This window comes from Flavobacterium sp. PLA-DH12 (assembly GCF_059511845.1).
This window is the reverse complement of sequence record NZ_JCAMPD010000002.1, coordinates 254,458-276,500: the sequence shown is the minus strand read 5'-3', so window position 1 is coordinate 276,500 and position 22,043 is coordinate 254,458. Positions and strand designations below refer to the sequence as shown.

General features: G+C 34.0%; 18 protein-coding genes and 1 pseudogene. 13 read left to right on the top strand and 6 right to left on the bottom strand.

Annotated elements, in window-relative coordinates; translation table 11 throughout:
• Positions 1 to 101 precede the first annotated feature (101 nt).
• The 6 genes and pseudogenes from AC5ZCW_RS04375 (at position 102) to AC5ZCW_RS04350 (ending at position 6,724) form a co-directional block, all read left to right on the top strand.
• Positions 102 to 1,064, top strand: a complete 963-nt coding sequence (locus tag AC5ZCW_RS04375) for a polyphosphate kinase 2 family protein (protein WP_198855146.1) — start codon at positions 102 to 104, stop codon at positions 1,062 to 1,064.
• A 63-nt stretch (positions 1,065 to 1,127) separates the two neighbouring features.
• Entirely contained in the window at positions 1,128 to 2,801 is a 1,674-nt protein-coding gene (locus tag AC5ZCW_RS04370) for a SulP family inorganic anion transporter (RefSeq protein ID WP_496118196.1), read from the top strand.
• Between the two features lie 163 nt (positions 2,802 to 2,964).
• The gene (gene trhO / locus AC5ZCW_RS04365; RefSeq protein WP_496118194.1) at positions 2,965 to 4,323 is read left to right on the top strand and encodes an oxygen-dependent tRNA uridine(34) hydroxylase TrhO; all 1,359 of its coding nucleotides are present in this window, start codon (positions 2,965 to 2,967) and stop codon (positions 4,321 to 4,323) included.
• A 24-nt stretch (positions 4,324 to 4,347) separates the two neighbouring features.
• A pseudogene (gene tnpA / locus AC5ZCW_RS04360) lies at positions 4,348 to 4,781 on the top strand (IS200/IS605 family transposase).
• A gap of 471 nt (positions 4,782 to 5,252) precedes the next feature.
• The gene (locus tag AC5ZCW_RS04355; RefSeq protein ID WP_496118192.1) at positions 5,253 to 6,494 is read left to right on the top strand and encodes a peptidase U32 family protein; all 1,242 of its coding nucleotides are present in this window, start codon (positions 5,253 to 5,255) and stop codon (positions 6,492 to 6,494) included.
• Positions 6,494 to 6,724, top strand: coding sequence for a ferredoxin (locus AC5ZCW_RS04350; protein ID WP_177211604.1), 231 nt, complete (start codon positions 6,494 to 6,496; stop codon positions 6,722 to 6,724). Before AC5ZCW_RS04355 ends, AC5ZCW_RS04350 begins: the two co-directional genes overlap by 1 nt.
• Before the next feature lie 88 nt (positions 6,725 to 6,812).
• Here the strand turns inward: AC5ZCW_RS04350 and AC5ZCW_RS04345 are convergent, their stop codons facing one another.
• The 6 genes from AC5ZCW_RS04345 to AC5ZCW_RS04320 form a co-directional block, all read right to left on the bottom strand.
• Positions 6,813 to 8,246, bottom strand: coding sequence for a hypothetical protein (locus AC5ZCW_RS04345; RefSeq protein ID WP_496118190.1), 1,434 nt, complete (start codon positions 8,244 to 8,246; stop codon positions 6,813 to 6,815).
• A 281-nt stretch (positions 8,247 to 8,527) separates the two neighbouring features.
• Positions 8,528 to 9,565 (bottom strand): XAC2610-related protein, encoded by a 1,038-nt coding sequence (locus AC5ZCW_RS04340; protein WP_496118188.1) that lies wholly within the window; start codon positions 9,563 to 9,565, stop codon positions 8,528 to 8,530.
• Between the two features lie 27 nt (positions 9,566 to 9,592).
• Positions 9,593 to 10,348 carry a hypothetical protein gene (locus AC5ZCW_RS04335; RefSeq protein WP_496118186.1) on the bottom strand — a complete coding sequence of 252 codons (756 nt, stop codon included), beginning with the start codon at positions 10,346 to 10,348 and terminating at the stop codon, positions 9,593 to 9,595.
• An 81-nt stretch (positions 10,349 to 10,429) separates the two neighbouring features.
• Positions 10,430 to 10,972 (bottom strand): hypothetical protein, encoded by a 543-nt coding sequence (locus tag AC5ZCW_RS04330; protein ID WP_496118184.1) that lies wholly within the window; start codon positions 10,970 to 10,972, stop codon positions 10,430 to 10,432.
• Positions 10,973 to 10,990: 18 nt separating this feature from the next.
• A complete protein-coding gene (locus tag AC5ZCW_RS04325; protein ID WP_496118182.1) occupies positions 10,991 to 12,337 on the bottom strand; it encodes an ankyrin repeat domain-containing protein in 1,347 nt (448 codons plus the stop codon).
• A 29-nt stretch (positions 12,338 to 12,366) separates the two neighbouring features.
• Positions 12,367 to 13,548, bottom strand: coding sequence for an ankyrin repeat domain-containing protein (locus AC5ZCW_RS04320; RefSeq protein ID WP_496118180.1), 1,182 nt, complete (start codon positions 13,546 to 13,548; stop codon positions 12,367 to 12,369).
• Between the two features lie 350 nt (positions 13,549 to 13,898).
• Between AC5ZCW_RS04320 and AC5ZCW_RS04315 the strand changes: the two genes are divergently transcribed.
• From AC5ZCW_RS04315 to AC5ZCW_RS04285, 7 genes are all read left to right on the top strand, one after another.
• Positions 13,899 to 15,302, top strand: coding sequence for a PSP1 domain-containing protein (locus AC5ZCW_RS04315; protein ID WP_496118178.1), 1,404 nt, complete (start codon positions 13,899 to 13,901; stop codon positions 15,300 to 15,302).
• A complete protein-coding gene (locus AC5ZCW_RS04310) occupies positions 15,286 to 15,765 on the top strand; it encodes a gliding motility lipoprotein GldH (protein WP_111377678.1) in 480 nt (159 codons plus the stop codon). The genes AC5ZCW_RS04315 and AC5ZCW_RS04310 overlap by 17 nt, the downstream gene beginning before the upstream one ends.
• A 10-nt stretch (positions 15,766 to 15,775) precedes the next feature.
• Positions 15,776 to 18,082 (top strand): penicillin-binding protein 1A, encoded by a 2,307-nt coding sequence (locus tag AC5ZCW_RS04305; protein ID WP_496118176.1) that lies wholly within the window; start codon positions 15,776 to 15,778, stop codon positions 18,080 to 18,082.
• Between the two features lie 266 nt (positions 18,083 to 18,348).
• Positions 18,349 to 20,127: a hypothetical protein gene (locus AC5ZCW_RS04300; protein WP_496118174.1), complete on the top strand. Its 1,779-nt coding sequence runs from the start codon at positions 18,349 to 18,351 to the stop codon at positions 20,125 to 20,127.
• Positions 20,118 to 20,564, top strand: a complete 447-nt coding sequence (locus tag AC5ZCW_RS04295; RefSeq protein WP_496118172.1) for a hypothetical protein — start codon at positions 20,118 to 20,120, stop codon at positions 20,562 to 20,564. Before AC5ZCW_RS04300 ends, AC5ZCW_RS04295 begins: the two co-directional genes overlap by 10 nt.
• A 98-nt stretch (positions 20,565 to 20,662) precedes the next feature.
• Complete coding sequence (locus AC5ZCW_RS04290; RefSeq protein WP_496118170.1) at positions 20,663 to 21,010, top strand: hypothetical protein; 348 nt, start codon at positions 20,663 to 20,665, stop codon at positions 21,008 to 21,010.
• Positions 21,011 to 21,300: 290 nt separating this feature from the next.
• Positions 21,301 to 22,002 (top strand): CoA transferase subunit A, encoded by a 702-nt coding sequence (locus tag AC5ZCW_RS04285; RefSeq protein ID WP_496118168.1) that lies wholly within the window; start codon positions 21,301 to 21,303, stop codon positions 22,000 to 22,002.
• The last annotated feature ends 41 nt before the right edge of the window (positions 22,003 to 22,043 follow it).

Below are 22,043 nucleotides of genomic sequence, written 5' to 3'. Positions count from 1 at the left end.
ACAAATTAGGATGAAATGCCATTTACTGCCGACAAACTGCATTTTTGTAAGAATAAATTATTCAAAAGACTAGTAATAATAATTCAAAAACTTTTATAATCATGTCAAAAAATAACAAGAAAAAACACAAAAAAGAAGAAAGAGATGATAATGATTTAAAAAAATTAACTAAAAAGGAATTATTACATCGGGCAAAAAAATTTTCTGAGCAATATTGTGTTGGAGACGATAAGAACTTCACGTTAAAAGGTAAACCGACTTCTTACGCTATAGAAAATGACAATATCTCGGTTCGAAAAACATTAAAAATGGGAGTTAAGGCTCTAGCTGCCATGCAGGACATTTTGTATGCGCAAGATAAGTGGTCTGTTCTTATTATTTTTCAAGCTATGGATGCAGCTGGAAAAGATGGTGCTATAAAGCATGTAATGTCAGGAATAAATCCGCAGGGTTGTCAGGTTTCTTCTTTTAAAGGACCCAGTTCAGAAGAATTAGATCATGATTATTTATGGCGTTGTCAAAAACATCTTCCAGAAAGAGGAAGAATAGGAATCTTTAATCGTTCTTACTATGAAGAAGTCTTGGTGGTTCGTGTTCATGAACAAATATTGAGAGGGCAAAAACTTCCTGAGAAATTGATTACCAAAGACATTTGGGATAATCGTTTTGAAGACATTCGAAACTTTGAAAAATATCTGAGTAGAAACGGAACCGTTGTCATTAAGTTTTTTCTAAATGTTTCTAAAGAAGAACAAAAGAGAAGATTTATTGAAAGAGTTGATAATCCTGATAAAAACTGGAAATTCAGTGCAGCCGATGCCAAAGAACGAGGCTATTGGGACGATTATATGCATGCGTATGAGGAATTAATTAAAAACACATCGACCAAAAAATCGCCTTGGTATGTAATTCCTGCCGACGATAAATCTTATGCTCGAATTGCGATTGCTTCTGCAATTATTCATGCTTTAGACGAAATGGATTTGGAATATCCTAAAGTAAGTCCAGAGAAAATTGCAGAACTCAATGAGGTTAAGAAAGCATTGTTGGAAGAGAAAGAGTAACCTTTTGCAGCTATAAACATTCATTTATAATTGTGAATTAGTACTATCTTAATCTTTTTTAATATGATTTCTAAGCTTTTACCCTCACTAGATTGGATTAAAAATTATGAAAAACAGAATTTCAAAAGAGATTTCATTGCAGGAGTAACTCTTGCCGCGTATGGAATTCCCGTTTCTCTTGCCTATGCAACTCTTGGTGGTTTGCCTCCACAATATGGAATTTACGGATATCTCATTGGCGGAATATTTTATGCCTTTTTAGGATCTAGCAGACAGCTTGCCATAGGTCCAACATCTGCAATTTCTTTATTGGTAGGCACAACTATATCAGGTATGGCAAACGGAGATGTACAGCGCTGGTCTGAAATCGCTTCACTTACAGCCTTAGTATTTGCAGGAATGGCCATTGTTGCTTATTTGCTGAGGTTAAGTGGAATTATTAATTTTATTAGTGAAACCGTTTTGGTTGGATTCAAAGCAGGCGCTGCGATCACTATCGGTTTAACCCAATTGCCGAAATTATTTGGAGTTAAAGGTGGCGGGGATAATTTCTTGGAACGAATTGTTATTCTTTTCCATCAAATTCCAGACATGAATACAGCTGTTTTTATTTTTGGAATAATTGCTATTCTGATATTAATTATAGGAGAAAAAATAGCACCGCAGTTTCCAGTTGCAATAGTAATTGTCATTTTATCTATTATTCTTATTTCGGCTACATCATTACAATATGCCGAATTCAATACAGTTGGGATTATTCCGACTGGTCTTCCTGAATTTCATCTGCCTTCGCTTCGTATTCGAGATGTTGAGGGAGTTTTGCCACTTGCGATGGCATGTTTTTTATTGTCTTATATCGAAAGCGTTTCTGCTGGGCGAACCTTAGCACAAAAAAACGGATATGTTATCGATCCGCGTCAGGAGCTTCTGGCACTTGGAGTTGCTAATGCGGCTGTTTCATTCGGACACGGTTATCCTGTTGCGGGCGGTTTGTCGCAATCAGCTGTAAACGATGCTGCTGGAGCTAAAACGCCATTGTCACTTTTGTTTGCTTCGGGTACAATTGCTTGCTGTCTCTTGTTTTTAACAGGATATCTTCAAAATCTGCCAACCGTAATTTTGGCCGCCATTGTTCTAGTAGCAATAAGAGGTCTTTTTGATTGGAAAGAAATGCGACATCTTTATAAAATAAACAAACAAGAATTTGCTGTTGTGATGATTGCGCTTGCCGGAGTATTAATCTGGGGAATTCTTGCAGGAGTTTTGCTTGCAACACTCGTAACCTTGTTGCTTTTATTAAAAGCGGCTTCAAAACCTCATGTAGCTTTTTTAGGAAGAATTCCAGGAACGAGAATTTATACGGATCTGAAAAGACATCCCGACAATGAGATAATGGAAAACATATTGATCGTAAGAGTAGAATCGTCCATCTTTTATTTCAATGCTGAGTATATTAAAGAACGGATTTTGGAAAAAATCTACAGCGAACAAGATTCTTTAAAAACAGTAATATTAGATCTCAACTCTTCACCTCGCATCGATATTGCTGGTGCACGTTTCTTAAAGAATTTATTTATTGATTTGCAGGCAAAGAACATTACTCTAAAAATAGCCGAAGCCCGCTCAGATGTTAGAGATAGTCTGCGTGCAGAGAATCTTGAAATTCTCTTTGGGCATATTAGCCGTTCTATTTCTGTAGATGATTTGGTGCAGCATGCTATACAAGATAATAGTTAAGTAAAAAGTGAAGGTTGTTAGGAATAGAATTCTTTTTTCATGTTAAAAAAATCAGATAATTAGGGTAAGATCATTTTTAATCTCAAAATAAACCCTAAATTTGCCGCAGATTTAGAGAAAAATCTAAAAAAACATATATTCTTAACTTAAAACTGTTTATAGCATGCAACTGTATAACACTTTGAGCGCAGAAGAAAGAGCCATCATGATCGATGATGCAGGTAAACAACGACTAACGTTGTCTTTCTATGCGTATGCCAAAATTCAAGATCCACAAAAATTTCGTAATGACTTGTTCGTAGCCTGGAATGCCCTAGATGCATTAGGCCGAATTTATGTTGCCAATGAAGGAATAAATGCTCAAATGAGTATTCCTGCCGAAAATTTGGAGGCTTTTAGAACGACTCTTGAAGCTTACGATTTCATGAAAGGCATTCGTTTGAATGAAGCTGTAGAGCATGATGACCATTCGTTTTTAAAATTAACAATCAAAGTTCGTCACAAAATCGTTGCCGATGGATTAAACGACGACACTTTTGATGTAACCAATATAGGCGTTCACTTGAAAGCCAAAGAATTCAACGAAATCCTTGACGATCCAAATACAATTGTAGTTGATTTTAGAAATCATTACGAAAGTGAGGTGGGACATTTTAAAAATGCGATTACTCCAGATGTTGAGACATTTAGAGAAAGTTTGCCAATTATCAACGATCAGCTTAAAGATCACAAAGACGATAAAAATCTGGTAATGTATTGTACTGGAGGTATTCGTTGCGAAAAAGCGAGTGCTTACTTCAAACACCAAGGTTTCAAAAACGTTTATCAGTTGGAAGGCGGAATTATTAATTACGCTAAACAATTGAAAGAAGAAGGTTTAGAAAGCAAATTCATTGGTAAAAACTTTGTATTTGATAATCGTCTGGGCGAAAGAATAACGGATGATATTATCTCGCAATGCCACCAATGCGGAAAACCTTGCGATAATCACACAAATTGTGAAAATGACGGTTGTCATTTATTGTTTATTCAGTGTGATGAATGTAAAGCAGCAATGGAAAACTGCTGTTCTACAGAATGTTTAGAAATCATCCACATGCCTTTAGTTGATCAAGTTCGTTTAAGAACTGGAAAACAAGTTGGAAATAAAGTATTCAGAAAAGGTAAATCTGAAAACTTGAAATTCAAACATTCAGGAGAATTACCAGAAACTGCTTTGGCTACAGCTCAAAAGCCAGCAGATATCCGTCAGAAAATAAAAGTAAAAAAAGTACTTCTTGGGAAAGCTGAACATTATTATGTAAAAGCGCAAGTTGGACAATTTACAGTAGAAAATCACGAATTAAACAGAGGTGATAGAATACTTATTTCTGGGCCGACAACAGGTGATCAGGAATTGGTTTTAGACAAAATCATTGTTAATGGCGCAGAAGCTCAATCTGCAAAAGTTGGTGATAAGGTTACTTTTGAGGTTCCATTTCGTATTCGTTTGTCAGATAAATTGTATAAAATTGTAAATTAGCAAAATTTTTATGCTAATTTATTTATGTCACAATCGTTTACCAAATTATGGATCCATGTAATTTGGGCTACCAAAATCGTAAGGATTTGATTGATTTTTCAATTGAGAAAACGCTCTACGATTATATTTGGCAAGAGTTAACAGAACTTGGATGCCCAGTTAGAATCATTAACGGAATGCCAGACCATGTACATGTTTTATTTTTACAAAATCCACAAAAAACTATCACAGATATTGTAAAGCAAGTAAAAGGAAGTTCTTCTCATTTTATGAATAGAGGAGAATTTATCCTTGAAAAATTTGCATGGCAAACTGGGTTTGGTGCATTCTCTGTCAGCGAATCTCAGTTAAATGCCGTTTACAATTATATTAAAAATCAAAAACAACATCATCTTAAGAAAAATGGACAAGATGAATTTGATGATTTTGTAAAATTACATGGGTTAGAAGGCAAATGATTTTAGCTCAACGGAGCGTTTTTATGGTTTGAAATGGATAACAATACGTTTCCCGTGGTTTAAACCACGGGCTATATTGAAAAACATAACGAATAAAACATAGCCTGCGGTTTCAACCGCGGGAACGCAAAGCAAATCCGCAACGATTTACAAGCTGTAGAAATTTTCTAATCTATACGTTCGCCATGGTTTAAACCACGGGTTATATTTGAAAAACATAAAGAATAAAACATAGCCTGCGGTTTCAACCGCCGGAACGCAAAGAATGTTCTCAACGATACGTTTCCCGTGGTTAAAACCACGTGCTATATTTGAGAAAACATACGTAAAGAAAAACAAAGCCCACGGTTTTAATCGTGGGCTTTTTTAATAATATACTGCGAATAATTTTTAAAATATAGACTATGATATATATCATAGAAATCTAATCTATACCCACATTAATTTTGTCATTTGAATAATAAATCGAAAATGACAATTAACAATACAATTGAACTCATGTCTCCAGCTGGAGATTTTGAGTCGCTTCAGGCTGCTTTAGATAATGGCTGTGATTCAGTATATTTTGGAGTTGAACAGCTCAACATGCGAGCACGTTCAACGGTGAATTTTACTATTGACGATTTAAAAGAAATTGCCAATCGATGTGAAGCCAAAAAAGTTAGAAGCTATTTGACATTAAATACCATTATTTACGATCACGATTTATCTGTCGTAAAAACATTATTGACAAAAGCTAAAGAAGCCAATATTACAGCGGTAATAGCTTCTGACCAAGCTGTAATAGCTATGGCAAGATCGATTGGAATGGAAGTTCATATTTCAACTCAATTGAATGTAACGAATATTGAAACCATTAAATTTTACAGTCTATTTGCCGACACAATGGTTTTAAGCCGTGAATTGAGTTTGCGTCAAGTAAAAAACATCACAGACCAAATTGAGAAAGAGCAGATAAAAGGACCAAATGGAAACTTAGTCGAAATCGAAATTTTTGGTCACGGAGCTTTGTGTATGGCGGTTTCAGGAAAATGTTATTTGAGCCTGCATTCGCATAATTCATCTGCAAATCGTGGCGCATGCAAACAAAACTGCCGAAAAAAATATACCGTTATCGATCAGGAAACAGGTTTTGAAATCGAATTGGATAACGAATACATGATGTCACCAAAAGATTTATGTACATTGGATTTCTTAGATCAGGTTATCGATTCTGGAATTAAGGTTTTGAAAATCGAAGGACGTGGCCGTGCGCCAGAATATGTGGCAACGGTAACCAAAACCTATCGTGAAGCGATTGATTCTTACTATGAAGGCACTTTTTCAAAAGAAAAAACTGCAGAATGGATGAAAGCTTTGGAAACAGTTTATAATCGCGGTTTCTGGTCTGGGTATTATTTAGGACAAGAATTAGGAGAATGGAGCGATATTCCAGGATCTGCAGCGACTCAGAAAAAGGTTTATGTTGGAAGAGGAACGCATTATTTCCCGAAAGCAGAAGTAGGGCAATTTAAGATTGAAGCTTACGACATTAAAATTGGCGATAAAATTTTAGTAACGGGACCAAGTACAGGAGCACAGGAAATGATTATCGACGAAATGTTTGTGAATGATGCTGCTGGTGAAAAAGCCACAAAAGGAGATGATTGCAGTTTCAAATTGCCATTCAGAATCAGAATGTCGGACAAATTATATAAAATTGTTGAGGCATAATGGTTATTGTAACATTACAAAGAGATAAGTGCATTGGCTGTAATTACTGTGTCGAGATGGATCCTATTCATTTTCAAATGTCAAAAAAAGACGGAAAATCGGTTCTCATTCATTCGCAGAATGCAAAAGGATTTTTTACTTTAAAATCTCCTAATCATGCGATTGTGGAAAGCTGTGAATTGGCAGCAAAGGCTTGTCCAGTAAAGATTATTACGGTTAAAGAAACTTAGGGGTATTTTAATTACATCAAAAAGAGCCGCACATTTGCGACTCTTTTTGGTTAAATACGTTGTGACAATTGTATTAATGTGCTGTTGTTTATGCTTCTTCAATTTTTACTGTTTCGATATTCTCATCAATTTCAGTCCATTCTGGAGCTTCCCAAAATATAGCAATATGAAGATTATATATTCCAATTGCGGCATAAGCGAGAATGCAGAAATAATAGAAACCGTTAGGGCGATCTTGAAATAAAAAGAATAAGAATCCCATAGCTAATAGTGCAAAACCTATCCAGACACCTTTTCTAAAGTATATTATAAAAATATACAACAAGATAACTAATCCACTTAAATAAATTAAGTCCTGACGGTTTAATTCAAGCCTTATAAATTTGTAAATGGCATAGGCACTCAGTAATAACAAAAGAAATACTTGAAAGTATGATTTCCTTTGATTTTCATCTTCTTCGATTTCCAAATATTCTTCATTCGTTAAAGGAGTGTTTTTGCGGAAAAAGAATAGAAAAGGAATTAAGTTAATTACAGGTATAAAACTCAACAGGTAAATCCAAAAAGGTCTTCTGCGTAAAGCAGCTAATTGCGAAAGCAATAGTTGGGAGAATAATAAATAGACAAATGTAATTTGAAAAATGACACGAATAACAGTATAGATATTGTTGTAAATTCCTGAAATATTTGGACCTGAAGAATTGAACCAATTGACTGAAAACTGTTCTGTAAAAACCAAATGAACAGCAAGGAAAGAAGTAAACAATAGAGAAAAATGTATCGTGAATTTTTTATAGCTAAGAAAAGTAGCTGTAGGCATTTTTATAAAATTCCTAAAAGAAAATCCAGCATCTAATAGAAATATAAAATAGAAAAAAGTCAATATCGAAAATAATCTAAAAAACACTACTTCATAAGGCGAAGCAGAGCCGTAAAAATCGCTAAAAGTTAATACAGAAACTGTTTTTTGATATAAAGCCTCGATGCTTATAGAAGTAAACATTCCGATTAGATAGCCTAAGAAGCCAATTTCTTTACTATAAAGTATTTTTCCTCTTAAGAGACCATACAAGGCATATGGTTGCAAATAACCTAAAGCAAAATAAAGTATAAAAAAGGGACTATTAGCATAAGATTCGCGAAGATCTGAAAAAGTAAAGATTATGTCTGATAGTATTGCTGGCAGACATAGCAAAAGGAGATATTTTAGTTTATCGAATTTCTTTTCATTAACCGCTTCCCAGCAAAGAGCTATTATTATAATTAGGGCATTAATTATTGTGTTCAAAACATTTGCCCACAAAGGTAGGTTTTGGGGTCCTCGAAAAGGGATTAGCATACCTGATAATCCAGATCCTCCAACACTAGAAATGGAAAAATTATTGATGATAAATTGTTTTATAATAAGAAGGAAGGCAATAATGGCAAGAGGGAAAGCGATCGCCTTAAATTTTGAAAAGTTAAAACGGTAAAAATAATTTATTTCCTCTTTTGGTTGGTTTGGTAAAACTTCGGTGTTCATTTGTGGCGGTTTGTTTTGGGTTAGTTTAAATCTCAAAATTTTGGTACGAGTAAACTTAACAAATTTTAATTCTTTTGAAATAAAAAAATGACCCTATTTTGTGTAGTCGTCGCTACTGCACGAAACCCGATAGCGCAGATTTGCAATCCATGCCCGTTTCAATTGGCAAATCTTATTTATTCTCACAGTTTTTATTTTTTCTCTCTCTTTCACTTTGTTAATATACTTTACGTGCACGGATTGCAAATCCGCGCTATCGGGTCTTTCTTTTTACAATAAATTTATTCTTTGACCATATTTTTGAAACTACTACTTGATAATAAAGATAAACTTCCTTTTTTAGAAGTTCCTTGCCAATCAGATAGTTTTCCGTTTACATAAATTTTGATTCCAATGTCTGTAGCGCTTTCATAAATTATATATTTTATGCTGCCACTATTAAATTCCAATTCATAAACTGTGTTTTGTTTTCGAAATTTAAATCCTGCTTTGTCTGCTTTTTCAGGACTTGATGGGTGAGCAAACGAAACAAACTCATACTCATCATTTTGTCGAAATGCATAGTACAAAATAGCATTATATTTAAATAGAATTATGTGGCCTTTACCATTTTTAGTATCAAAAGAAACTACTTTGTCTAGGTTTGGTTGATAGACAGATAAAGTCGAAAAAGGTATGAAATCATTACCTTTTCGTTTTTTGCCTGTTATTTTTAAAAAAGGAAAAGAATAGCCATCTTCCTCAAAAGTGCATTCTTCTTCAGCTTCCAAACCAGAAACGCTATAATAGGAACAAACATGAAGCGCTGCGCCACCGCTACTCGAGGTTATAAGACGTCTGTTTTTAGCGTCAATTTCAAATGCGCCACCTCTTACACAAAAGGAATTGTAATATAAGTCGCTAATACTATTGCTTAGCACAAAAGAATTTGCCAAATTAATAAAGATATATGCTGTTGGCTGAGGTGTGTAACAACCTTCATCGTCATTTTTCTCATTGTTAAAAATGATAATGTCGGTACGTCCATCAAAGTTGACATCTCCTAAAACTCGAATATTAGATTCAGGAATACTTTTGAAAGAAGTGATTTTAGCCGTTTTTAGCGGTTCTGAATTAGAAAATTCTTTAGCGCCATATTCGAGTACCGTTTTCTTGGTTTGATTCTCTGTAAGTTTATAATATTCTTTTATTTCTGAATTCTTAGTTTGTTTCAGAAAATATAAAGTATAACCTTTTAAAAAATCATGACTCATATATGCTTTCTGGGCATTTGAGATGTACACCTGTGCAATTAGAAAAAGGAGAAGCTTTATTTTCATGCTTAATTCGGGATAAGGTTTATGAAACTATTCATCAAAAAAACGAAGTTCATCAAAATCTTTAATTCCTGATAATTTCAGAAGTTTAGTTCTTGCAATTTTTGTTTCGGTTTTTTCGAACACTTCTTCACCGCTGTCTGCATCATCATTTGTGTTTACATTGGTAATCTTTTTTCTGGTAAGGAAGTTTATACTGGTTTCGACATTTACTACAGGACCATTGTTACTGCTAGAATCATAACCAATAAGAGCTAAATCATTATCTTGAAGCCTAAACATATATTGCCAGTAACCGTATCTTCCATACGCGTAACTTATAAATAGTTTTTCTTTCGTTATTTCTACTTCTAACTCAGGGGCATAATAAGCGCCACCATCTTCATTTTCGGAAGAAAAACAGCTTTCATTTTTTGTAAACAATTCGTAACTGCCTTTTTTGTTAAGGAGAACAATAATACCTCTTCGGTTTCGATCTAATTCGCCACGATATTCATCTGTAATTACTTTGCTTTTATCAGTGCCTTTAATAATTAGTACACAATCGTCTAATCCGTCTTTATTTAAATCGCCGTAAATAGTGTCAAAAGCCACAAAGTTTTTAGGAATAAAGTCAATTGGATTCTTTTTGGTCACAACAGTAGTTTCATCTACTTCTGGGATTTCTTGTAAATCTGTGATTTCGGCATTATTTGATTTTTTATTACTGCTTTTATCATCTTTACAGCTAGTGGTAATTGCTAGCAATGCAAATGTTCCAATAATTAGAGAGTATTTTTTTATCATATTTTTTGAGCTTGTTTTACAATTTTCTTGCTAAAATCTAATGCTGGCGCTAGTATAAAATTTGCGCCAGCAGGAGAAAATTTAGATTCCAATTTTAGCATTGATATTATGCTTGTCAACATAAGTTTGTGCCACATTCATCAATTTGCTAAATTTTGCCTCTATTTCGCTTTGAGTTGAAGCATCAAAATCAGTAATTGCTTTTTCAATTTGTTCTGGAGAAGCTTTTTCGTCTTTCAATTTTGCGATTGGTACATAACCTTCCTTTTGTTTCGCAATTGCATAAGAAAACAAGTCTTTTGAGGCCTGAAGAAGTTCTTTATTATCTTCATCTTCTGGTATGTCCTGAATCGTTTTTAATCTAGCTTCTAAATTAGTTATATCGTATTTAAAAGAATCTTGATAAGTAGACGGAATCATTTTCTTTTGTGTTTCATCATAAACCTGAGGCTCAGATTGAAGCTTTTCATTAATTTCCTTACTTCCAAAACGAGATAACAAATTCGAATTTAAAGCGGCAATTTCAAAGGTTTTTTCTGGAGAGAGGTTGGTGCAAGAACTAGAAACAATAGCTGTAGCGATTAATACTAAAAATAGAGTTGTGGTATTTAAGATTTTTTTCATTGTGGGTTTATTTATTATTTATCCTTTTAATATTTTACTTTTCTCAGCGTCAAATTCTTCCGAAGTCAAAATTCCAGCATCTAGAAGTTCTTTTAAATCTAATAATGCCTTTTTCTTTGCTTCCATCGAATTTGAAGCTTCAGTTTTTGGTGTTTCTTGCGGAACATTTATGGAGGTTACAACAGTTCCAGACGGAGCGTATTTCAGAATTAGTTCTGTAATTTCATTAAAGCCTTTTACATTCGAGTAATCAATCGCTTTTTGTTCTTTTACGTTTACGATTGAAGCATCGGCTTTGTTGTCTAATAAATATTTTACAACATCTTTCTTACCATTAGCGGCACTGTAATGCAAAGGCGTATTTCCAGATTCGTCTTGAATGTTAATGTTTGCTCCAGCTTCAATAAGCAGTTTCACCATACTTAAATTTCCTTTTTTGGTAGCTACGTGCAACAGGCTTTCGCCGCCATAAGTATAAGAATTGTTAAGTGTAAAAGTAGATTCGTTTGAGATGTTTGTTGCGCTTACAATCCAATCCAAATAATCATTCATAGATGAAGTATCGCTGGCGACGGGCTTGCTATAGTTCACATCAACTCCGTTTTCTAAAAACAAGGCCACAATCTCCTTTTGATTATTCGCGCAAGCGTACCAAATCGGAGAATATCCATTATTGCTTGAAGTAAATACATCTGAACCTCTTTCAATCAATAATTTAGCTAACATTCTGTTGGTTTCGTAACAGGCAATTAAAAGCGCATTTTCGCCAGAATGATTAGTGTGGTTTATCTCAGCGCCATTGTCCAAGAGCAAAGTCACCATCGGAATGGATTTGGTATAACAAGCATAAATAAGTGGCGTATTTCCCTGTTTATCGGTTACGTTAATATCGGCTCCATTGTCTAAAAGCAGTTGGATAATTTCTCTGTTTAATTTTATTGAGGCCAATATTAAAGGGGTTTCTCCATTGTTATTCAGTAGATTAACATCAGTTCCGGCTTGAAGCAACTTTGTTGCGATTTCGATTTGAGCCGTTTGAACGACTAAATGAAGGAGACTATTTCCGTATTTATCATTCTTTGTGATTTCTGCTCCATTTTCTAAAAGATAAAGTGCAGTTTGTTTCTGTTTTTGAAGACAGGCAAAGTGCAAAGACGTTTCTCCCTGATGATCTTCGTAATTAATATCGGCACCTTCTTCATGTAGAATTTTTACGATATCAAGATAACCGCGGTGCGCGGCATAATGAATCGCAGTTCTTCCTTTTTCATCAGTATATTTTACGTCTACTTCTTTGTTTTGAAGCAGCAATTCGGCTATTTTTCGGTTCCCATTTTCGCAGGCAACTATAAATGACATTGACATCTTTGAGTAATTTTAAGTAAATGATCGTTTTATTGTTTCATTAAAAGTTCGACGGTTTTAATTTTGAGGTTATCTCCAGAGGCAAGCATTAAAGCAGTTTCGTCTTTGTCGTTTGTAATAGAAATATCTGCACCTTGATCTAATAACAGTTTTACTTTTCTATACGTTTCTTTTGCCATTTCTGCATCGTAATTGACATTATAAGCACATACTTTGTGCAAAATGGTGTTTCCTTGATTGTCTTGTTCATTCACATCTAAAGAAACATTTTCTAAAACAGATTTTAAGATATCCGATTTCTTTTCGACAATAAAATCAATTCCCGATTTTGGCTGTCCGTAATATTGTGCACAGAAATTTACATCGACGCCATCAGACAGTAATCTTTCTATGAATGAAATATCACTTGCAGAACCCGAAGCAGAACTGATAAAACTAGTAAATAGAGTTCGGCCGTCTTTATTTACAATATTAAAATTAGGAGAAGAAATTGAAGTTAAAGCATCGTACATATCAAATGAAAGTTGCTCAGCAACAGCATAATAAAAAGCAGTATTGTTGAGGTTGTCAGTTTCGTTTGGATCTGCACCGTTTTCTAGTAAAAAAGGGACTAGTTCTTTTCGGTTTCTTTTTACGGCACATAAAAGCGGAGTGGTTCCAACGATATTTTTTTTGTTGATGTCAACTCCGCTATTTGTCAAAATGGCTATGTACTCTTTCACTTTTTCAGGATCTAGTCCGTAAACATTCAAAACAGCATGAATGAAATTTTCGTCTGCATTGTTCTTATACTGAGTGTTAGCCCCAAAATCATCAACTAAAACTTGAACTATTTTTGGCGAAACACCTTTTTCTAGAAAATAACCAAGAAGGGTTTTATCGCTTATTTCATCGTTGATGTTATCCATTTTCGACATCAATTCCTTGAAAAAAGCAATTGACTCTTCATCATCTTTTAAATATAAACTTAAAGGTTTGAAAATAGATTGATCAAAACTATCCAATTCGTAAATATCAGTTTCAATAAATTCGGCTTTTATTAATTTTTCTATAAAATCAATTTCTTTGGCATCAATGATTTTACCAGCAATCTGCGAAAAATTGTTTTTTAGATATTGTTCGTCAAATTTTTCTCCGTTATTTAGGCATTCTCTGGCGTCGTCAAATTTTCCCTGAAAAAGGAAATTTTCAATCTGGTTTTGTGTTTGCATTTTGATGAATTTTAAAATGAAAGATTAAGATTTGAAAGTGCCTAAAATTGGGCTTTTTCAAACACTGTTGTAAGATAAAACATAAAAATGCTAAATATATTTCAGGATAAAAAGTAAAATTACCATTTTAGGTCATAAAACTTACAGAATAAGGTTTTTTCGAAAAATATTTTAAATAGAAGATGAAGAGTTGTGTAATTTGGTAAAAAATTGCGTACAAAAAAACCGGTTTTTTAATTTAACAGGCCTTTAGTTTTTATGCATAAAAAGCAAAATAAAAAAAATACTATCTTTACCGATCAAACGTTTATGAACTTAAGCTGCATTCTGGCAGCACTACATATATAATTATGGCATGTACAAGTTGTTCAACCTCAGACGGTGGCGCACCAAAAGGTTGTAAAAATAATGGGACTTGCGGCACCGATAGCTGCAATAAATTGACTGTTTTTGACTGGCTTTCGAACATGAGTCCGTCTAATGGAGAGGCGGTTTTTGATTGTGTTGAGGTTCGTTTTAAAAACGGACGCAAGGAATTTTTTAGAAATTCGGAGAGATTAACTTTAAGTATTGGCGACATTGTAGCAACTGTTGCTTCGCCAGGACATGATATTGGAATTGTGACTCTTACAGGAGAGTTGGTAAAGATTCAAATGAAGAAAAAAGGAGTGAATTACGAAAGTAATGATGTTCCAAAAATTTATAGAAAAGCATCTCAAAAAGATATTGATATCTGGTCTGTAGCGCGTGATCGTGAAGAACCAATGAAAGTTCGTGCTCGCGAATTGGCAATTCAGCATAAATTGGAAATGAAAATTTCGGATATCGAATTTCAAGGAGACGGTTCTAAAGCGACTTTTTACTATACAGCAAATGATCGTGTCGATTTTAGAATGCTGATTAAAGATTTTGCGAAAGAATTCAGTACTAGAGTAGAGATGAAGCAAGTTGGTTTCCGTCAGGAAGCGGCTCGTTTAGGTGGAGTTGGTTCTTGCGGACGTGAACTTTGCTGTTCTACTTGGTTAACAGATTTTAGAAGTGTAAATACTTCTGCAGCTCGTTATCAGCAATTGTCATTGAATCCGCAGAAATTGGCGGGGCAATGCGGTAAATTAAAATGCTGTCTAAACTATGAGTTAGATACTTACATGGACGCATTAAAGGATTTTCCTGATTACGATACAAAATTAGTAACGGAAAAAGGAGATGCTGTTTGCCAAAAACAAGATATTTTTAAAGGATTAATGTGGTTTGCTTACACCAATAATTTCGCAAACTGGCATGTTTTAAAAATTGATCAGGTAAAAGAAATTATTGCCGAAAATAAACAGAAAAACAAAGTTTCATCTCTAGAAGATTTTGCTGTTGAGGTAGTTGCAGAACCAGAAAAAGACTTTAATAATGCAATGGGACAAGAGAGTTTGACTCGTTTTGACCAGCCAAAAAGAAAGAAAAAACCAAATCGCAAACGCAAACAAAGTACGGAAACGGCTGGCGTTGCAACTCCGGTAAAACCACAGCAGGAGAAAAACACGAATAACAATGCTAAACCAGTAGGAAATAATAATCCAAACAACGCTGGAAACGCGAATAATGCTAATGCTGGGACTAAACCAAACAATCCAAATAAGCCAAATCATAAGAAAAAGCATAATTCGAATAAAAACAATCCGAATAAGCAAAATTCAAATGAAAATAAACCTGCTGAACCTAGGAAACCAATAACGAATACTAAAAATGAGAATAAAAAATAGCGGGATTCTTCTCTTGGCAGCAATACTTCTTTTTTCTTGTGATAAAAAAAGAGTATTTGATGAGTATAAATCTGTTGGAAGTGCGTGGCATAAAGACAGTATTATAAGCTTTGATCTGCCGGTTTTAGATTCTACAAAAAAATACAATGCCTTTGTAAACATACGAGATAACAACAATTATCCGTTTAATAATTTGTTTTTGATTGTGGCTCTAGAAACCCCAAGCGGTTTCACAAAAGTAGATACGTTAGAATATCAAATGGCAGCGCCAGACGGGACTTTATTAGGAAATGGATTTTCTGATATAAAAGAAAGCAAACTCTTTTACAAGGAAGATGTAAAATTTACAGGAAAATATAAAGTTCATATCAAACAAGCTGTTAGACAATCAGGTAAAATTCCTGGAGTTGAAGCTTTACAAGGAATTACAGACGTTGGTTTTAGAATAGAACAAAAAGATTAGAAAAATAGTTATGGCTGCTAAAAAAAACAATCCATCAAATAAAACTAAGGATATTAATTATTACAAGAAGAAATTCTGGAGGGTATTTGCTTACTCTTTATTAGGAGTTTTAGCTTTCTTCTTATTTGCCTCATGGGGTTTATTTGGCTCTATGCCTTCGTTTGAAGATTTAGAAAATCCAGATTCAAACCTTGCTACAGAGATTATTTCTTCTGACGGAGTAGTGTTGGGTAAATATTTCAAAACCAACAGATCTCAACTTAAATATTCAGATTTACCTAAAAATCTGGTTGAAGCGCTTGTTGCAACTGAAGATGCACGTTTCTACGAACATTCAGGAATTGACGGACGCGGAACGTTAAGAGCCGTTTTTAGTTTAGGAACAAACGGAGGTGCAAGTACATTGACACAACAGCTTGCAAAACAGTTGTTTCATGGAGAAGGATCTAAATTTCTTCCTTTCAGGATTGTACAAAAAATAAAAGAATGGATTATCGCTATTCGTTTGGAAAGGCAATATACCAAGAATGAAATTTTGGCGATGTATTGCAATGTTTACGACTTCGGAAATTATTCTGTTGGAGTAAGTTCTGCTGCACAGACTTATTTTTCTAAAGATCCAAAAGACTTGACTGTTGACGAATCGGCCATTTTGGTCGGAATGTTCAAAAACTCGGGTTTATACAATCCCGTTAGAAATCCAGAAGGAGTAAAAAACCGTCGTAATGTGGTTTTATCTCAAATGGCAAAAGCAAAAATGATTTCAGAGGCGGAGAAAGAAAGACTTCAAGCTTTGCCAATTACTTTGAAATTTAAACTGGAAAGCCACCGTGAAGGTATAGCGACTTATTTTAGAGAATATCTTCGTGATTACATGAAGAAATGGGTTGCAGAAAATAAAAAACCAGACGGATCGGATTACGATATTTACAAAGACGGACTTAAAATATATACTACTATAGATTCTAGAATGCAAACTTATGCAGAAGAAGCTGTTGCAGCACATATGCAAAATCTTCAACAGCAGTTTTTTATTGATCAAAAAAACAATAAAAATGCTCCTTTCGTAAATATTACACAAGCTGAGACAGATAGAATCATGATGCAGGCGATGAAGAATTCTGTTCGCTGGGCACAAATGAAAGAAATGGACAAAAGCGAAGATGATATTATTGCTTCATTCAAAGTAAAAACAAAAATGCGTGTCTTTACTTGGAAGGGAGAAAGAGATACAGTAATGACGCCATTAGATTCTATTCGTTACTACAAGCACTTTTTACAATCTGGTTTAATGTCAATGGAGCCTCAAACGGGGGCAATTAAAGCTTGGGTTGGAGGTATCAATTACAAATATTTCCAATACGATCACGTTGGGCAAGGAGCAAGACAGGTTGGTTCTACTTTCAAACCTTTCGTTTATGCAACGGCAATCGAAGAATTGAATATGTCGCCTTGCGATTCTATTCTTGACGGACCGTTTATGATTCATAAAGGGCGTCACCACGTAACAGAAGATTGGGAGCCAAGAAACTCCGATTACAAATACCGCGGAATGGTGACTTTGAAGCAAGCTTTAGCCGCTTCTATTAATACAGTTTCGGCTAAATTAATCGACAGAACGGGTCCAGAAGCGGTTGTTGAATTGACAAAAAAATTAGGTGTTAAGACTGAAATTCCAGTGCAACCTTCAATTGCGCTTGGAGCAGTTGATATTACGGTTGAAGATATGGTTGCGGCTTACAGTACATTCGCAAATCAAGGAGTTTATGTAAAACCACAATTTTTAAGCCGTATCGAGAATAAAAGCGGAGAGGTTATTTATGAGCCAATTCCAGAGTCTCACGACGTTTTAAATAAAGATATCGCTTTTGCAGTAATCAAATTGCTTCAAGGGGTAACAGAAAGTGGTTCTGGTGTACGTTTACGTACGCAAGGCGGTGGAAGCGGAGATAACCGTTGGACAGGATATCCATACATGTTTACAAATCCAATTGCTGGTAAAACCGGTACAACGCAAAACCAGTCTGACGGTTGGTTTATGGGAATGGTTCCGAACTTAGTTACTGGAGTTTGGGTTGGATGCGAAGATCGTTCAGCACGTTTCAAAAGTTTGACTTACGGACAAGGAGCAACAGCAGCTTTACCTGTTTGGGGGTATTACATGAAAAAGTGTTATGCGGATAAAGATCTTCAGATTTCAAAATCTGAATTTGAACGTCCGGCAAATCTTTCTATTAAAGTAGATTGCTATCAAAGACCTGCTGTTGTAAAAGATACCACACAGACTGAACAAAATACTGATGAGTTTGAATTGTAAAAGGATAAACTTTTCTTCGAAAAAGAGGCTAAATCATGAATGTGTGATTTAGCCTCTTTTTTTTATAAATAAAACTTATTTTTTTACATGTGTAAAAAACTTACAAATTTAACATTTTATTGTGAGATTATTTGTATATTCGACAATGTGATTTTGTAAAAGATATATCCAAAAACATATTAAATACCACGCTTAAAATAGCGGGAATCAATAAATCCTTTTTAGCCCAGCATAATGCAAAATAAAAAGGTAAAAAGATTTTTAATATGAATACAAAAATGAAATGGGTTTATCTGTTTACTTTAATTTCTTTTACTTTTCAAAGCTGTGAAAAAGATTTGAATGAAGAACTACCCACAAAAGAGCAGAGTAAAGAAGCTAAAATTAATCATCTGACAATTAAGGATGCTCCTTTTTTACGACCAAATATTGAAACTTATCAGTCGAGTAATTCAATAACTAACAAAACTTCAGGTAACAACGTCGACGAAGTAGAACTTGATCTCGAGCACATAATTGAATATGAAGGCGCAGATGATTTCAAGAGTTATACGGTGCCAGTTATAGGTAAAGCAACTGAAATGGAAGATTATTATTTTGAAAATCTTCATGTTCTGAAAGATGGGGACAAGTATGAATCTTTTATTGTAAGATACTTTCCAGAAGATAAAACGAAAAAGTTTGAGTTAAATCAATTTACAGGAAGAATGCAATTCTTTGATTATGCTAAAAAGTTGAGGAGCACTTTGTATTTTGAAAATGGCAATGTCAAAAGAGTAGAGGCAGCGTCAATAAACAATATAACGGGAAAATTACCAGATCAAATAGAAGATAATGATGATGGCTGTGGATGTAAAGGAGGTGGAGGTAGTTTATTGTCACAATTTTTTAGCTGGATTCGCGGGCTATTTAGTAATATTAATATTTCATTTGGTTCTGGAGATTATTATAGTGGTGGAGATTACTACGCTGGGGACTATTTTCTTAGCATAAGCCCTCCTAACGGAGGAGGTGATTATTATTCAGGTTATGGAAATTCTTATTATGGTAATAGTAGTAGTGGTAGTAGTTCCAACCCTGTAGTTTTTGTTCCCACTCAGGCACAATCGGAGTATCATCGTATGCAAGTTGGAGATATTGTTAGAAAGTTAGGTACTACAGATTCTATAGTATTATTATGGATGATGGATTATAATAATGTTGAGCATGTTAACAATATATATTATTTTTTAAATAAGTTTGAAAATACACCTGAAACATTAGATTTTTTTAGAGAAGCTGTTTTTACTCTTAAAGATGGTGGAGGAGCTGATTACGGGTTTAGAATAATTGAAGACAAATCGTTTACGCAAAATCCTTGTCTTAGCGGGGTTTATAATAAACTTGGACAAGGATCAAAATTTGATAGTTATTTAAAAAAATTTGATGGAAATTTTTCAGTAGCTAATTTGAGGTTGAGTGCTGGTGTGGATCCTAATTATCCAAAAGTAAATGCAGTAACTTATTCACCAGTTGATTATTTAATTGAAATAAAATTTAATTCTGAAAAGCTAAATAGACCAGCATTAGATATTGCACGAACATTTATTCATGAATTAATTCATGCTGAAATTTACAGAAAATTATTAAGCTGCTCCAGATTGCCTCATGTCAATGTTGGTAAAATGACAGATGCACAGTGGCAGATTTACATTCATAATTTAAAAAATGATTTTCCAACTCTTTTTGAGTACTATATGAGATATATGTATAATATTCCTCCCAATCAACAGATTTCCGATCCGCACCACGAATTAATGGCGCAGCATTATAGACAAATTGTTGTCCAAGTATTAAAGCAATATGACGGTAATGCACAGTCAGATGAGCTTTATAATGCATTAGCATGGATTGGACTTATGGGAGAAGGAGAATTACCGATTGATAGTCCTACAGGATTACCTCCAGTTCCTACTGTAGCGTGGAAAAATGTCCCTCAATCTCAAAGACTGCAAATTTTATTAACCTACAGAAACTTTTTAAACACTAATGCGTCATGTCAATAATCAAGCAAATATTTATCTATGTTGTGATAATATCATCAAATATGATTTTTTCACAAAATAAAAAATGCCATAATGATCTTCCGCTTCTTGTAACGATAGATGATCCCTTAATAGCTTATTATTCTGTTAGTAAAGATACTTCTAGAATGTCTATAAGCTTTTATGTAAATGGATATGAATCAAAACAAAAAAGGGATAAAGCAATTAAAGCACGTCAAGACGAATGGAATAAACAAAAAAGGAGAGATTACATTAGACTTCCTACGTTTTCTGTTAATTATTTTGATATTGGAAAACCCGAAAAGATAATAACTTTAAATTTTGCTTATCAGACTTTAAATGAATTCAAGGTGTTTTCGTCTCAGTTTTGTTTAATAATAAAGCAAGATGATGGTACCTATTTAAAATGGTCACCTGTAAATTTTCCAGAAGAGTAATTGAAAATGAAGTTTTGGAAAAATGTAAGAGAGGCAAAAATGCCATTTTATGAATTTCCAAATTTTAAATTATATCTATGAATTTTAAAATAATTAATATGATGAAAAGAATTATAATAATATCCCTGATTTGTTTAAGCTCGTGTATTACTTATCAAAAAAATGATTATAATAAAGATAATAATTCTTGGATAGCTTCATTTCAAGATAATGTCTTTTTTTGGAGCTTAAAAGAGAGTATTCAAAATGATACTATTTTTCAAATGTTAGAGATAAAAAACGTTTACAATCCTAATGGTGCTTTAAGTGTTGATGAAATAAACGAAGCAAGAGGAATAGCAAAAGAATTTATTAAAAATATGCCAAAGCCAGTATGTGAAAATTGTGAAGAGGACAAATATTATATATGGCAAATTGTTTGCATTATTATGCTAGTTGTGAGTTAGAGTTTATTGCGAAAGAAGCTTATAAAAAACATTTGAGTCTGAAAAAGGAATCTCTTACAAATTAAGGAACTATTTTTTAAAATACTTTGCAAACGGAACAAAATACTGACGAGTTTGAATTGTAACAACGTTGCAATAAAGCTTATCTGATTATATCTCAATCCCTTTACGACTCTTTTTAGAAGATGAGTAAAGGGATTTTATTTTGGTTTTATTTTTACGAAATCGTTATAATTTAATCTAAAAATCTTATTTTTATCAAAAATATTCAGCAATAAAGATAGTTTGTTATGATAACAAAAAAAGTAAATAGGGTTCAGGAAGCTATTGAAGGAATTAAAAACGGCATGACCATCATGTTTGGTGGTTTCGGATTATGCGGTATTCCTGAAAATACAATTGCAGCGTTGGTAAACACCTCAATTTCAGATTTAACCTGTATTTCAAATAATGCGGGAGTTGATGATTTTGGTTTAGGATTATTGCTGCAAAAAAAGCAAATCAAAAAAATGATTTCTTCTTATGTGGGAGAAAATGCAGAATTCGAACGTCAGATGCTTTCTGGAGAATTGGAAGTTGAATTAACTCCACAAGGAACTCTTGCAGAACGCTGTCGTGCAGCTCAGGCAGGAATTCCAGCATTCTTTACTCCAGCAGGTTACGGAACAGAAGTGGCAGAAGGAAAAGAAGCACGCGAATTCAACGGAAAAATGCATATTATGGAAGAAGCTTTCAAAGCCGATTTTGCTATTGTAAAAGCATGGAAAGGTGATGAAGCAGGAAATCTGATTTTTAAAGGAACAGCCAGAAACTTTAATGCTTGTATGGCTGGAGCTGGGAAAATTACAATTGCAGAAGTAGAAGAATTGGTTCCAGTTGGAACTTTAGATCCAAATCAGATTCATATTCCGGGAATCATGGTACAGCGTATCTTTCAGGGAGAAAAATTTGAGAAGAGAATCGAACAACGAACTGTAAGAGCTAGAAATTAGATAATTAGAAAATGAGGTAATTAGATAATTGTTTTGGCATT

Coding starts and splice junctions, on each gene's coding strand:
- AC5ZCW_RS04320 (WP_496118180.1), bottom strand. CDS start 13,548: ATGCAAACACAAAACCAGATTGAAAATTTCCTTTTTCAGGGAAAATTT.
- AC5ZCW_RS04350 (WP_177211604.1), top strand. CDS start 6,494: ATGGTTATTGTAACATTACAAAGAGATAAGTGCATTGGCTGTAATTAC.
- AC5ZCW_RS04315 (WP_496118178.1), top strand. CDS start 13,899: ATGGCATGTACAAGTTGTTCAACCTCAGACGGTGGCGCACCAAAAGGT.
- AC5ZCW_RS04285 (WP_496118168.1), top strand. CDS start 21,301: ATGATAACAAAAAAAGTAAATAGGGTTCAGGAAGCTATTGAAGGAATT.
- AC5ZCW_RS04375 (WP_198855146.1), top strand. CDS start 102: ATGTCAAAAAATAACAAGAAAAAACACAAAAAAGAAGAAAGAGATGAT.
- AC5ZCW_RS04295 (WP_496118172.1), top strand. CDS start 20,118: ATGTCAATAATCAAGCAAATATTTATCTATGTTGTGATAATATCATCA.
- AC5ZCW_RS04310 (WP_111377678.1), top strand. CDS start 15,286: ATGAGAATAAAAAATAGCGGGATTCTTCTCTTGGCAGCAATACTTCTT.
- AC5ZCW_RS04305 (WP_496118176.1), top strand. CDS start 15,776: ATGGCTGCTAAAAAAAACAATCCATCAAATAAAACTAAGGATATTAAT.
- AC5ZCW_RS04335 (WP_496118186.1), bottom strand. CDS start 10,348: ATGATAAAAAAATACTCTCTAATTATTGGAACATTTGCATTGCTAGCA.
- AC5ZCW_RS04300 (WP_496118174.1), top strand. CDS start 18,349: ATGAATACAAAAATGAAATGGGTTTATCTGTTTACTTTAATTTCTTTT.
- AC5ZCW_RS04290 (WP_496118170.1), top strand. CDS start 20,663: ATGATGAAAAGAATTATAATAATATCCCTGATTTGTTTAAGCTCGTGT.
- AC5ZCW_RS04355 (WP_496118192.1), top strand. CDS start 5,253: ATGACAATTAACAATACAATTGAACTCATGTCTCCAGCTGGAGATTTT.
- AC5ZCW_RS04340 (WP_496118188.1), bottom strand. CDS start 9,565: ATGAAAATAAAGCTTCTCCTTTTTCTAATTGCACAGGTGTACATCTCA.
- trhO (WP_496118194.1), top strand. CDS start 2,965: ATGCAACTGTATAACACTTTGAGCGCAGAAGAAAGAGCCATCATGATC.
- AC5ZCW_RS04325 (WP_496118182.1), bottom strand. CDS start 12,337: ATGTCAATGTCATTTATAGTTGCCTGCGAAAATGGGAACCGAAAAATA.
- AC5ZCW_RS04370 (WP_496118196.1), top strand. CDS start 1,128: ATGATTTCTAAGCTTTTACCCTCACTAGATTGGATTAAAAATTATGAA.
- AC5ZCW_RS04330 (WP_496118184.1), bottom strand. CDS start 10,972: ATGAAAAAAATCTTAAATACCACAACTCTATTTTTAGTATTAATCGCT.
- AC5ZCW_RS04345 (WP_496118190.1), bottom strand. CDS start 8,246: ATGAACACCGAAGTTTTACCAAACCAACCAAAAGAGGAAATAAATTAT.